Origin of the sequence: Weizmannia sp. WK01, assembly GCF_025905465.1 — a bacterium.
GTDB lineage: Bacteria > Bacillota > Bacilli > Bacillales > Bacillaceae_C > Weizmannia > Weizmannia faecalis.
Map to the genome: position 1 here is coordinate 2178560 of NZ_CP109616.1, position 12827 is coordinate 2191386.

Annotated in this window: 15 protein-coding genes; 1 reads left to right on the forward strand and 14 read right to left on the reverse strand. The window is 47.7% G+C overall.

The window, feature by feature from the left end; all coding sequences use genetic code 11:
• Nucleotides 1–16: 16 nt before the first annotated feature.
• The 5 genes from ahpF to mtnN form a co-directional block, all read right to left on the reverse strand.
• The gene (gene ahpF / locus OF158_RS10430) at nucleotides 17–1573 is read right to left on the reverse strand and encodes an alkyl hydroperoxide reductase subunit F (RefSeq protein WP_026683582.1); all 1557 of its coding nucleotides are present in this window, start codon (nucleotides 1571–1573) and stop codon (nucleotides 17–19) included.
• Between the two features lie 14 nt (nucleotides 1574–1587).
• On the reverse strand, nucleotides 1588–2151 hold the full coding sequence (ahpC, locus tag OF158_RS10435) for an alkyl hydroperoxide reductase subunit C (protein WP_014097930.1): 564 nt from the start codon (nucleotides 2149–2151) through the stop codon (nucleotides 1588–1590).
• Between the two features lie 526 nt (nucleotides 2152–2677).
• Nucleotides 2678–2821, reverse strand: a complete 144-nt coding sequence (locus tag OF158_RS10440; protein WP_014097929.1) for a YrzI family small protein — start codon at nucleotides 2819–2821, stop codon at nucleotides 2678–2680.
• A gap of 374 nt (nucleotides 2822–3195) precedes the next feature.
• Nucleotides 3196–3465 (reverse strand): YrhC family protein, encoded by a 270-nt coding sequence (locus tag OF158_RS10445; RefSeq protein WP_017550585.1) that lies wholly within the window; start codon nucleotides 3463–3465, stop codon nucleotides 3196–3198.
• A gap of 97 nt (nucleotides 3466–3562) precedes the next feature.
• Nucleotides 3563–4255, reverse strand: a complete 693-nt coding sequence (gene mtnN, locus OF158_RS10450) for a 5'-methylthioadenosine/S-adenosylhomocysteine nucleosidase (protein ID WP_014097927.1) — start codon at nucleotides 4253–4255, stop codon at nucleotides 3563–3565.
• 116 nt (nucleotides 4256–4371) lie between these two features.
• On the opposite strand from mtnN, the gene OF158_RS10455 reads away from it, so the two are divergent.
• Nucleotides 4372–4578 (forward strand): YrzA family protein, encoded by a 207-nt coding sequence (locus OF158_RS10455; protein ID WP_014097926.1) that lies wholly within the window; start codon nucleotides 4372–4374, stop codon nucleotides 4576–4578.
• A 17-nt stretch (nucleotides 4579–4595) separates the two neighbouring features.
• Here the strand turns inward: OF158_RS10455 and OF158_RS10460 are convergent, their stop codons facing one another.
• From OF158_RS10460 to alaS, 9 genes are all read right to left on the reverse strand, one after another.
• The gene (locus tag OF158_RS10460) at nucleotides 4596–5210 is read right to left on the reverse strand and encodes a DUF1510 family protein (RefSeq protein WP_014097925.1); all 615 of its coding nucleotides are present in this window, start codon (nucleotides 5208–5210) and stop codon (nucleotides 4596–4598) included.
• Nucleotides 5211–5381: 171 nt separating this feature from the next.
• Nucleotides 5382–5852 (reverse strand): transcription elongation factor GreA, encoded by a 471-nt coding sequence (greA, locus tag OF158_RS10465; protein ID WP_013859748.1) that lies wholly within the window; start codon nucleotides 5850–5852, stop codon nucleotides 5382–5384.
• A 153-nt stretch (nucleotides 5853–6005) separates the two neighbouring features.
• A complete protein-coding gene (udk, locus tag OF158_RS10470) occupies nucleotides 6006–6641 on the reverse strand; it encodes a uridine kinase (RefSeq protein WP_013859749.1) in 636 nt (211 codons plus the stop codon).
• A 5-nt stretch (nucleotides 6642–6646) separates the two neighbouring features.
• Nucleotides 6647–7288 (reverse strand): O-methyltransferase, encoded by a 642-nt coding sequence (locus OF158_RS10475; RefSeq protein WP_014097924.1) that lies wholly within the window; start codon nucleotides 7286–7288, stop codon nucleotides 6647–6649.
• Between the two features lie 101 nt (nucleotides 7289–7389).
• Nucleotides 7390–8490: an endolytic transglycosylase MltG gene (gene mltG / locus OF158_RS10480; RefSeq protein WP_014097923.1), complete on the reverse strand. Its 1101-nt coding sequence runs from the start codon at nucleotides 8488–8490 to the stop codon at nucleotides 7390–7392.
• A gap of 189 nt (nucleotides 8491–8679) precedes the next feature.
• Nucleotides 8680–8985, reverse strand: coding sequence for a DUF1292 domain-containing protein (locus OF158_RS10485; RefSeq protein ID WP_013859752.1), 306 nt, complete (start codon nucleotides 8983–8985; stop codon nucleotides 8680–8682).
• A 12-nt stretch (nucleotides 8986–8997) separates the two neighbouring features.
• On the reverse strand, nucleotides 8998–9414 hold the full coding sequence (ruvX, locus tag OF158_RS10490) for a Holliday junction resolvase RuvX (protein ID WP_014097922.1): 417 nt from the start codon (nucleotides 9412–9414) through the stop codon (nucleotides 8998–9000).
• Nucleotides 9411–9683, reverse strand: coding sequence for an IreB family regulatory phosphoprotein (locus OF158_RS10495; protein WP_264302924.1), 273 nt, complete (start codon nucleotides 9681–9683; stop codon nucleotides 9411–9413). The genes ruvX and OF158_RS10495 overlap by 4 nt, the downstream gene beginning before the upstream one ends.
• A 144-nt stretch (nucleotides 9684–9827) precedes the next feature.
• On the reverse strand, nucleotides 9828–12473 hold the full coding sequence (gene alaS, locus OF158_RS10500) for an alanine--tRNA ligase (RefSeq protein WP_035184533.1): 2646 nt from the start codon (nucleotides 12471–12473) through the stop codon (nucleotides 9828–9830).
• Nucleotides 12474–12827 lie beyond the last annotated feature (354 nt).

The following is a 12827-nucleotide window of genomic DNA, read 5'->3' on the forward strand; positions in this document are numbered from 1 at the left end:
GGGTTGAACAGATTCCTTAACTGTGTACAGCTTCATCCGTTTTTGTTTCCCGGATGATGTAATCAAAAGCACCGAGCGCAGCTGTCGCGCCGGCCCCCATCGAAATAATGATTTGCTTATAAGCGCTATCGGTGCAGTCTCCTGCGGCAAACACGCCCGGAACACTGGTCGCGCCGCGCTTATCCACCACAATTTCACCCCGCGGTGTGCGTTCCACTGTATCACCAAGCCATTCGGTATTCGGGACAAGGCCGATTTGGACAAACACACCCTCGAGTTCAATATGGTGTTCTTCCCCGGTTGCACGGTCAATATATGTGATGCCGTTCACTTTATCCGTGCCGGTAATCTCTTTTGTTTGCGCATTTTTTACAACCGTCACATTTGGAAGGCTGTAAACGCGCTCAAGCAGCACACGGTCCGCCTTTAATTCAGGCATAAATTCAATGACGGTTACATGTTTGACTACACCGGCAAGGTCAATGGCCGCTTCAATGCCGGAATTGCCCCCGCCGATTACGGCGACATGTTTACCGGCAAACAACGGCCCGTCACAGTGCGGGCAATAGGCCACACCTTTGTTTTTGAATTCTGCTTCGCCCGGCACGTTGATGTTGCGCCAGCGTGCACCGGTGGAAATGATCACGGTTTTGCTCTTTAATACAGCCCCGTTTTCCAATTCCACCTCAACGAGATCTTTCTTTTCGACCCGTTTTGCACGTTGCAGATTCATAATATCAACATTATACTGTTTGACATGTTCTTCAAGGTTTGCAGCAAGTTGCGGGCCTTCCGTATACTTCGTGCCGATTAAGTTTTCAATGCCGACTGTATCGAGAACCTGCCCGCCAAAACGTTCAGCGACAATCCCTGTCCGGATGCCTTTGCGCGCCGCATAAATGGCTGCACTTGCGCCGGACGGGCCCCCGCCGATAACGAGCACATCAAACGGGTCTTTCTTTTCAAACTCGGACGGATCCGCTGTGCTGCCGAGTTTGGCAAGAATTTCTTCCACTTCCATCCGTCCGCTTTCAAAGAATTCGCCGTTCAGGTAAATGGAAGGGACGGCCATAATGCCTTTTCCTTCCGCTTCCTCTCTAAATGCAGCCCCGTCAATCATCGTGTGCGTAATATTCGGATTGAGCACACTCATGATGTTTAAAGCTTGTACCGCAACAGGACAGTTCTGGCAAGTCAGGCTGACATAGGTTTCGAAATGGTATTCGCCTTTTATGCTTTGAATCTGGTCAATAACCTTCTGATCCACTTTAGGAGGGCGGCCGCTGACCTGCAGCAGGGCCAAAACGAGCGATGTAAACTCATGCCCGAGCGGTACGCCTGCGAATACAATCCCGGTATCTTCTCCCGGTCGGTTTACACTGAAACTCGGGGTTCTGTCGAGTTTTGTGTTTTCCACTTTTATCCGGGGCGACATGGCAGCCAATTGGTCAACCAGTTCGAGCATGTTCCGTGATGTTTCATCGGATCCCGCGCTCACTTTCAGCAGAACGTCGCCCTCCATCATTTGCAGATACTGGGCCAGTTGCGCTTTAATCTCTTCATCCAGTATCATATCGGTTCAGCTCCTCAGATTTTGCCTACAAGATCAAGGCTTGGTTTCAGTGTTTCACCCGTTTCTTTCCATTTTGCCGGGCATACTTCACCTGGATGCTGGCGTACATATTGTGCGGCTTTGACTTTGTCGATCCATATGCTTGCGTCACGGCCGATGCCGTCAGCGTTGATTTCAACCCCTTGGATGACGCCGTCCGGATCGATCAGGAAAGTGCCCCTGTCAGCAACGCCTTCTTCTTCGCGCAATACATCAAACATACGGGTAAGTTTTTGTGTCGGGTCGCCGATCATGGTGTATTCGATTTTGCTGATCGCTTCAGAATGGTCATGCCATGCTTTGTGAACAAAATGAGAGTCTGTTGAAACCGAATAGACTTCCACGCCGAGTTCTTTTAAAGCGGCATAATTTTCCTGAAGATCTTCCAGTTCAGTAGGGCAGACAAATGTAAAATCAGCAGGATAGAAGCAGACAATGCTCCAGTTTCCATTGAAATTTTCATCCGTCACTTCGACAAATTCACCGTTGCGGTATGCTTGTGCTTTGAATGGTTCAATTTTTTTGCCAATAAGGGACATCGTGCAATTCCTCCTTAAAATCATTTGTGGTAAATGATCATGGTTCACTGACCAGGCCAGCAAACAATAATCATTTTAATTCAATACCAATTATTATATGGAATTAATTTCGTGTCAAGCAATTACACCCGGTTTTCTATTTTATCGTTTCCTGATTTTATATGATATAGTCATAAAACCATGATATTTATGTTTTTTATGCTGTTTCCGCCTCTTTTTTTCACCTCTGTAATTGAAAATCAGGGCAGATAATTGAAATTTTTTACGCCCAGAGACCGCCGCTCTCCCATTTCAGTATTGAGAATGCTTTTCAATAGATAGATGTCAAAAAAGCCGGTGGCCGGAGCCATCAGCTTTTTCTTTTCCGCCTGTGGAAAACAGCGGTAAAAATCAAAATATGCAAAAACATAGCGCCATCCCCTGATCCGGTTTTGCTAGGTGGAATCTGTCTCCATAAAGATAAAGTCCAAACGTTTCTGATAACGGGCCATCGTCAACCGCTCCTTTCTTCAGGTGTTTTTTCAGCTTAAAAATGCCTTGCTTGGAATGCCTCACGCTTTGCATTCATTTCATCGTACAGCCTGAAAACTTCTTCATCACGCTGCCTTTGTTCTGCCGTCTTTTTCAGCCGTTTAATCGTGACGGTAATAAAGATTAAATTGAGTGTCATATTTTTCCACCTCCTTAAGGGCGCAAAAAAACCGCTGGACAGGCATGATCCCGCGGCTTTCCGGAAAAAAACCGCACGGATCAGGCAAATGCATCCTGCGGCTTGTGCGTCAAGTTAAAAAATCAGCGCAAATTCAAACCGATACGGAGCGGATGCAGAACATGTTCAGTTGCAACTGCAGAAAATAGGATTGTGTATGCCATGTTCTTCAACCTCCTTTGAATTTGCTTACATAGGAAAGTATATCCAATTCCGGCGGGTTTGTAAACCGCAAATTGGCAAAAAAATAAAAAAAGGCCGAAAACCTTGTATGCCGGACAACCGTGTGCTTCGTTACTGCACCGCCCGCGTTACAAAGGCCCCTGCCTTTTCGATTATGATTTGCGATTATTCCGCTGTAAAAGCTGTGCGCCTTCTTCGCTTTTTAAAAGCTGTTTATGGTAAGCACGTGAAATCGAGAAAAACAAAACAGATACGGCAACAAACCCGCTTGAAGCAACGAGTAAAATTTTTGTCCCCAGTTCGGATTTCCCTTCGATCGGCATCACCGCACCCAAATATAAAAAGCCCGTCACAGCAAGCAGCACGATGCCGTACATTTTAAAATCCACCATTTTCACATACATCGATTTCGCTTTCTTCAACCGCCTCACCCTTTCTATCAATCTGCTAAACCTACTCTATCACAGATGAAACATAAAAAAGACAAGTAATTACAGGAAAGGAAGGAAAAAAATGGGTCTACAGATTTTCAACAATACCCGTGACAAGATGGGCAGAGTTCACGGCCGCCGTTTCAAGATATTCATCAAAAGAGATCCCGGACTCCTGCCCTGCAATATCGGAAAGGGAGCGGATGATCACAAACGGGATGCCAAATTGCCATGCCACTTGTGCGACGGCAACGGCTTCCATTTCCACCGCCTGCACTTCCGGGAAGTGCTCCTTTACAGCCGCCGTTTTCGCAGGATCATCCATAAACGAGTCCCCGGTAGCAATCAGTCCTTTCACAACCTGAATGCCAGGCAGTTTCCCTGCGCAGCTTTCCGCAATCCGGACAAGTTTCTCATCCGCCAAAAAAGCGGGCGGCATTTGCGGCACTTGCCCGTATTCATAGCCGAATACTGTCGCGTCCACATCATGGTGGCGTACTTCCGTTGAAATGACGACATCGCCGACGTGAAGGGCGGGGTTTGCGCCGCCTGCTGAACCGGTATTGATTAAGCAATCCGGCGCGTATGTTTGCAGCAAAAGGCCGGTAGAAAGCGCAGCATTCACTTTCCCGATGCCGGATCGAAGCAAGATGACATCTTTCCCTTTCATTTTTCCCGCCGTATATTCATAACCGGCAATCGTTTTAACTTGCGGGTGCTCGATCTGCCCGCGCAAAATCGACACCTCTTCTTCCATTGCGCCGATGATTCCAATTCTCATATGACTCCCTCTTTCGTCCAAAAGTTCCAATCCCCATTATATAGCAAAAAAGCAGAAGTGGATACGGCTTGCCAAAAAAACAACGTCTGATACGATGAACATGGAGGTGTACGAAAATGGCATTTGAGCTTGACAGGATAGAGGATAAGATTGAATTTTTCGAAGCGGACCGGCTTGAGGCGCTCGAGAAAAAAATCAATGATCAAATCGAAGCCAATAAAACCCTGCTGCTCCGGGTGGCGTCTGTTTCACACCAAATGCAGTTTGACGCGGACGGCAGACCCCATTATTCCGCCGTCGTCCATTTTACGGCACAAAAATAAGCGGCACAGACGGCCGCTTATTTTTTATCGTTCTCGATCAATTCATACATCTTTGTGGGTTTCCAGCCTTTTCCGTCCACCCATGTCAAATAAACACGGTAGGTCGTATCGGCATTTTTCGCGGAAACCGTCCCGATCGCCTCATCGGTCGTTGCCCCATGCTCCAAAAACCAGACCGTCATATTGTCTTCCGGTATGCCTGTTGCATACGACAATGCCTTCAGCTTTTCCTTCCAGTCAAGGGAAGTGGATGAGGCGGAATAGACATGTCCGCCTGTTTGTTCGGTTCCGACCGGTTTCCAGCTGGAATCGGTAATGACTTCTTTCACATTCGGTTCATTGCTTTTTTCCACTTTACGGGTTGATTTTTTGCTGTCTTTGTCCGCCGTTTTTTTGGATGTATGAGATGATGTCGTTTCATGGCCGGACGAAGCAGTCTTTGTTACGGCCGCTTTCTTTTCTTTCGGTGCCGGTTTTGAGTTGTCGTTACCGGCGAAAAAAATGGAGTAAGCCACAATACAAATAAGCGCGATGACAATCACAATCAGTGTATTTAAAATGATGTTTGTTTTCCGCCGTTTTGACTGCTGCATGGCCTGTTTCCGTTCTTCACGGCTGTAAAATTCAGGCAAGGTCATCCCTCCACTTCATGGCCTTATCATACCACGGTTTTACCGAATCGAAAAGGCGCACAAAGAAAATTCGGCGGGCATTGCCCACCGCAATCCGGATGTGATAAGCGTTTGCAGCAGGCCGTATCCTTTACAACATGCACCTTGGAACACCTGCGCACCCGCTCCGGATTATTGAATCGAGATGATTTTGACTCTCATATCCCCGCCCGGCGTCTGAACCGTGACTTCCTCTCCGACGCTTTTCCCGAGCAGGCTTTTTGCAATCGGGGAATCGTTTGAAATTTTTCCTTCAAACGGATCGGCTTCAGCGCTTCCGACAATCGTGTACGTTTCTTCTTCCCCGTCCGGTAGTTCCACAAAAGTAACGGATTTTCCGAGCGATACCGTATCTGTCCCGTCATCTTCAATGATTTTCGCGTTGCGGATCATGTTTTCAATCGTCGTAATGCGGCCTTCCACAAAAGCTTGTTCTTCTTTCGCGGAGTCGTACTCGGAATTTTCGGAAAGGTCCCCGAAACTTCTGGCAATTTTTATCCGTTCGACGACTTCTTTCCGTTTGACCGTTTTTAAATATTCCAGTTCCTGTTCCAATTTTTCTTTCCCGTCCTGGGTCATCGGGTAAACTTTTTCCTGAGCCAAATCCCTTCACTCCTATATCTCTTAGTTATCAAATGTGTATGCGTTTCAACATACAAGATGACGCTTTCTGCAAGCGGCTGTGTTTTTTCCACCATGTTGTTTAGCGCGCCGAAAAGATTCCGGCGCGCTCACCATGTATTCTAAATAATCGTATTACAAAAAAGACTTTTGTTCAAGGATGGATTGCAATTTTGTCACGACCAAATCAATCGCCACCCGGTTTTGCCCGCCTTCCGGGATAATGACGTCCGCATATCTTTTTGTCGGCTCGATGAACTGGTTGTGCATCGGCCTGACCACCGTAATATACTGCTCGATGACCGACTGGAGCGTCCTGCCGCGCTCTTCGATGTCCCGTTCAAGCCGCCGGATGATCCGCAAATCGGCATCGGTATCGACATACAGCTTAATATCCATTAAGTTGCGCAATCTCTCATCTTCCAATACTAAAATACCTTCCAAAATAATGACATCTTTCGGTTCCACATGGATGGTGCGGCTAGCGCGCGTATGTTTGGAAAAATCGTAAACCGGTTTTTCAATTGCCTCATAAGAAAGCAGTTTATGCAAATGCTCAATTAACAGGTCATTGTCAAATGCAAACGGGTGGTCATAATTGGTTTTCAGCCTTTCTTCAAACGGGAGATGGCTTTGATCTTTGTAGTAAAAGTCCTGTTCAAGTACCAGAATGGAGTGTCCCTTCAAGCTTTCGTAAATCGCCCGGGTAACGCTTGTCTTCCCGGACCCGGAGCCCCCGGCCACGCCGATCACAGCCGGCTTTCGTTCCATTTCCTTCACCTCTTCATACTGACTGCCAATCCATCTCCGACTGGGAAAATCGCGGTGATAAATTGCTCATGTTGCATTAACCATTCGTTGTAGCTTCTGATTTTCCGCACCAGATTGCTGACTTGTTTCTTTGCGATGAAGTCTTGTACCACAAGGCCTTTAAATAACACGTTATCCGTGTATACACATCCCTTTTCCCGCAGCAACGGCGTAAACGAATCAAAAAATTTCCGGTACTGCCCCTTTGCCGCATCAATAAAGATCGCATCGTACGGGCCAAGTTCCCGGGCCTTTTGGATGACGTCAGAAGAAAGTGCATCCCCTTTCAGCAGGCGGATCCGCCGGGATAAAGGAGTGCGGGCAAAATACGCATTTGCCTGGGCAACCCTTTCTTCTTCGCGTTCAATGGTGACGATTTTTACATCTGGAAGCGCATCTGCCATTTTCAGGGCCGAATACCCGATCGCCGTCCCGATTTCAAGCACGCTTTCCGGCTTTTGAATCCTTAACAACTGGCAGAGTGTTTCCACTCCGATCGGATCCATAATCGGAATATGCTCTGATTTTGCAAATGACGCCATTTCTTCAAAAAGCGGATCTTTCTTTTGCATCAACTGTTCTATATACGCTTCGACCGGGCCGTTCATCGCTGGGCCCTCCGGCATAAACACATTTCCATAACTTCTCCCTGCTTCTCAAAAAAATTCCGCTTATTATCGTAGCACATTTCAAACGGGAAAGCGAATGTTTACCGTTTCGCCTTCGCAATGTACTTTTCCTTTAAAGCATTATGTTCCTTCAATGTCTTGGCAAAATAGACTTTTCCTGTATCCACATTTGCAAGAAAATAGAGATAATCGGTTTTTTCGGGCTTGAGCGCAGCCTTGATCGATTGTTCTCCGGGACTTGCAATCGGGCCCGGCGGCAGGCCTTTATGTTTGTACGTGTTATAAGGGGAATTCACCCGCAAATCTTTATACGTCACTTTTTCTTTATGCCGGTTTAAAGCATACAGTACGGTCGGGTCCGTCTGCAGCGGCATATTCTTCTTTAATCTGTTGTAAAAGACGCTTGAAATTTTTGCCCTGTCCGCTTTTTCAGTTGCTTCTTCCTCGATAAGTGAAGCCATCGTAAGCAGTTTGTGCGGCGTTAAACGGGCCTGTGTGCTTTTCCCAGCGTAAGCGGAAAAAACCGCATTTGTTTTAGCCACCATCGTTTCCAGTACGGCATCAAGCGGCACATGCTGATCATAAAACGAATAGGTCGCCGGAAAAAAGTAGCCCTCGAGCGGATGCCGGATCTGCTGATTGAAAACTTCTTTTGTCACAAGGCGCGGATATTTTTTCATCAAATGTTGTACAAAAGCAGGGTCATCTGCCCGCTTGAGCACCTCTTCTTTCCGGAAGGAGCTGTGTTTTTGGATGATCTCCGCAATTTCCTCAAGGCCGGCCCCTTCCGGCACGGTAAAGCGGATCATGGCAATGCCGCCTTTTTGCATGCTGCTGACGATCTCGCTCGTATCCATGGACGGCGACATTTGATAGGTGCCGGCCTTTAAACCCGACTGGTGGTGGGATTTCGCATAAATTGCAAAAGCCCAGGCATTTTTGATAATCCCGTTTTTTTGCAAAATATGCCCGATCTCTTTTACCCCGGAGCCGGGCGGAATCGTGACGAGTTTTGTCTTATGGCTTCCAGGCTCCACCGGTTTCAGCGCCGACACGTAAAAAAGGGCAGCCCCTCCAAAAACAACAACAGCCAGCATGATGATGCATGCGGCTATCCATAATTTCGGTTTCTGCTTCATTTTTTGAAGCAACAGTTGAAACGGATTTTTCTTTCCGGCCAAAACAGAATCTTCCTCTCAATAAGAAAAATCTTAAAACAAGTACAGAAAGCCATTTTCGACTTTTTTCCTGTCCATTATACTACAAATTTCGCCAAGTTTTATTTCATTTTCTTTTCAAAAGGGAAAGTCTTCCATTCCGGCAGATGGAAAAAGCACACGGTTTGTCCCGTGTGCATGTTCAAGATGCGTTTATGCTTCTTCTTCATCGAGAAACGTATTCAGCATTTCCTCGATCATTTCCCACTCTTCATCTGTTTCAATCGGCTGGAGATCCCCTTCTGTGCCGTCTTCATTTTCCACATAGGCGGAAGCATGGATTTCGATGCTTTCATCCTCGTCTTCTTCCGCGCCAATCGGATAATACAGGACGTACGATTTTCCGAAATCTTCGGATTCAAACGTAAAAAGCACTTCATACAATTGTTCGTTTCCGTCTTCGTCCACTACGGTAATATGCTGGTGGTCTTCGTGGTCATGTTCATGGTTATGTGTCATTTCTTCACCCCGTTAAGTTTGACTGTCAAGGAATCCTTGCAAAATTACACTTGCCGCCATTTTATCAATTACTTTTTTCCTTTTTTTACGGCTGACATCGGCTTCCAGTAATATTCTTTCCGCTTGTGCCGTGCTTAAACGTTCGTCCCATAAAATAACGGGCAGATTGAGCCGTTTTTTTAATTCTTCGGCATAAACCTTTGAGGCCTCTGCCCGTGGGCCGATCGTGTTGTTCATATTTTTCGGGAATCCGACGACAATTTTTTCGACGCCGTGGATTTGCGCGAGTTCAGCGACCCTGTCGAAACCGAATTTGCCCTTTGCTTCATTGATGGCAATCGTTTCGATGCCTTGGGCAGTCCAGCCCAGGGCATCGCTGACCGCCACACCGACGGTTTTCGAACCGACATCAAGGCCCATAATTTTCAATTTGATCCCCCGCGATGTTGTTTCAAATACGATTTGACCAGTTCTTCGATAATTTCATCCCGTTCCAGTTTGCGAATCATATTCCGGGCATCCTGATGGCGCGGGATATAAGCCGGGTCGCCCGAGAGGAGGTATCCGACAATCTGGTTAATCGGGTTATAGCCCTTTTCCTCGAACGCGCTGTATACATGGAGCAAAACTTCCTTGACCTCGTGTTCCGTCGGTTCTTCCGGAAAATTAAACCTCATCGTTTCATCGAATGAGCTCATTATCGCAGCACCTCTCTACTAAAGCTTGGTTTTTTAGATGTTCCGGTTTACACAAATTTTGAAGGTGCATTTTCCGCTTTCTGCCTGAAAACGATCCGTGTAAACAACCAGCTTTGTTTCATTGTACACTACTTTTTGCTTGAATCAAACGGATTTTACCCATTCTTCTACAATTTGTAATGCGGCATCAATTTGTTCAGGCTGTTTGCCACCGGCCTGCGCCATGTCCGGACGGCCGCCGCCACCGCCGCCGCAGCGCGATGCCACTTCTTTTACAAGCTTCCCGGCATGGTACCCTTTTTCGACAAGGTCTTTGGTGACGCCGGCAATGAAGCTGGCTTTTCCTTCTGTCGCCGCAGCGAGGACAATAATGCCGCTTCCGAGTTTTTGTTTTAAATCGTCCGCCATATTGCGCAGTTGGTTCATGTCGCCGGCTTCGACTTTCGCCGCGAGCACATTTATGCCGTCTACTACTTTTACGCGGTCCACAAGCGATCCGGCTTCGATATTGGCGAGTTTTGCGGCCAGGGATGCATTTTCACGCTGCGCTTCTTTCAATTCCTGCTGGAGGGTGTCGATCCGATCCGGCAATTCTGTTGGTTTTGCTTTTAATTTGGCGCTTGCATCTTTTAAAAGGTGGAGCTGTTCCTGCATCAATCCGTAAGCATATTTTCCCGTTACCGCTTCAATCCGCCTTGTCCCTGCACCGATTCCGGATTCGGAAACAATTTTGAACAGGCCGATCTGGGCTGTGTTCGAAACATGGCAGCCGCCGCACAGTTCCAGGCTGTAGTCGCCCATTTGAACGACGCGGACGATCTCCCCGTATTTTTCGCCAAACAACGCCATCGCGCCCATCGCTTTCGCTTCGTCCAGTTTTTTCAAATCCGTTGTAACCGGCAGGCTTGCCCAAATTTTTTCATTGACGATCGTTTCAATTTTTTCGAGTTCTTCTTCTGTCACCTGCCCGAAATGCGAGAAGTCAAAACGGAGGCGTCCCGGTTCGACAAGCGATCCCGCCTGGTTGACATGAACGCCGAGCACATCCTTCAATGCCTGGTGTAACAGATGGGTAGCAGAGTGGTTCTTTTCCGTGTCACGGCGTTTTGCTCCGTCCACCTGTGCAAATACTTCCTGGCCGGTTTTGATGGTGCCTGATACGACAACGCCCTGATGCAAATTTTGGCCGTTCGGCGCTTTCTGCACATTTGTGACCTCCACTTTCAGCCCTTCTGCTGTCAAGGTGCCATGATCGGCAATCTGGCCGCCGCTTTCCGCGTAAAAAGGGGTTTGATCTAAAATGAACTGGATTTCCTCTCCGCTGGCAGCCGACTCCGTGATGTCACCGTCTTTTAAAAGGACAGCGACATGTGCCGTCCCCTCCAGGTGGTCATAACCGATAAATTCGCTTTTCACTGTAATATTGCCGAGCACGCCGCCCTGGACGGACATCGATTCTGCCTGCTGGCGGGCGTTGCGTGCGCGTTCACGCTGCCGCTCCATTTCTTTTTCAAAGCCTTCATGATCGGCACGGAGCCCCTGGTCGTGCGCATACTCTTCTGTCAGTTCAACAGGGAAGCCGTACGTATCGTAAAGCATGAAAATATCTTCACCCGGCAACTGTTCCAGGCCGTTTTTCTTTGCCGCCCTAATCCGTTCTTCCAAAATCGAAAGCCCTTCGTTCAGCGTTTCCTGGAAACGTTCTTCTTCGGAACGAACCACTTTTTGCACAAAATCAGCATTTTTTTCCACTTCCGGATAATAGGAATTCATAATCCTGCCGACCGTTGGCACAAGCTTGTACATAAAAGCGCCGTGAATATCGAGCTGAATGGCATAGCGGACCGCCCGGCGCAAAAGCCTGCGTAAAACATAGCCGCGGCCTTCGTTTGACGGCAGTGCCCCGTCCGCAACCGCAAAGGCAACGGTGCGGATATGGTCGGCAATTACTTTAAATGCCGTATCTGCCTCTTTGTTTCCGGCACGGTATTTTTTACCGGAGATTTTTTCGACCTCTTGAATAATCGGCATGAACAAGTCGCTGTCATAGTTGGTATCGACCCCTTGCAGCACGCATGCCATCCGTTCGAGGCCCATTCCGGTATCAATGTTTTTCTTCGGCAGCTCCGGATACTCGCTGCGCGGAACCCCTGGTATCGCATTAAACTGGGATAACACGATATTCCAGATTTCAATATAGCGGTCGTTTTCCATATCTTCCTGAAGGAGCCGGATTCCTAACCGTTCCGGGTCGTATTTTTCCCCGCGGTCGAAGAAAATTTCCGTATCCGGCCCGGATGGCCCTTCGCCGATTTCCCAGAAATTGCCCTCGAGCGGGATAATATGATCCGGGGACACCCCGATTTTTTTCCAGCATGCAATCGAATCCAGGTCATCGGGATAAACGGTGACATACAGTTTTTCTTTTGGCATGCCGAACCATTTGTCGGAAGTCAGCAGCTCCCATGCCCAGGCAATCGCTTCTTCACGGAAATAATCCCCAATCGAAAAGTTGCCGAGCATTTCAAAAAATGTATGGTGGCGCGCTGTTTTTCCGACATTTTCAATATCGTTTGTCCGGATTGCTTTTTGCGCGTTGACAATGCGCGGGTTTTCCGGAATGACCGTGCCGTCAAAATATTTTTTTAAAGTGGCCACACCGCTGTTAATCCAAAGTAGCGACGGGTCATTGACCGGGATCAGTGAAGCGCTCGGCTCGACTTTATGCCCTTTTTCCTTAAAAAAGTCCAAAAACATGCTGCGGATTTCCGCACTTGATCTTTTCTTCATGAGAAAACCTCCTCTGTTTATTTATGAAAACCGGAACCCCCCGGACGCAAAAAAGCCCCCATCCCGGACAGGGACGAGAGGCTTGCTCGCGGTACCACCCTGATTAAAGGCAAAAAACGCCCTTCTCTTTGGGTGCCTGTAACGGGGCAAAACGGCAGGGTTTGGCTGCACTCCGGATTAGCGTTCTGTTATCCTTCATTTTGGAATTTCTTTCAGCCGCGGAAATTCCTCTCTGGGCCGTACATCACGGTTTAAAATGGGCGATAACATACTCGATCTTTCTTCGTTTTTTGATATGCAGTTCTATCAATAGGAACGGCCTGTGCTGCGCAATTCCCAAGCCCGGACAAAAAT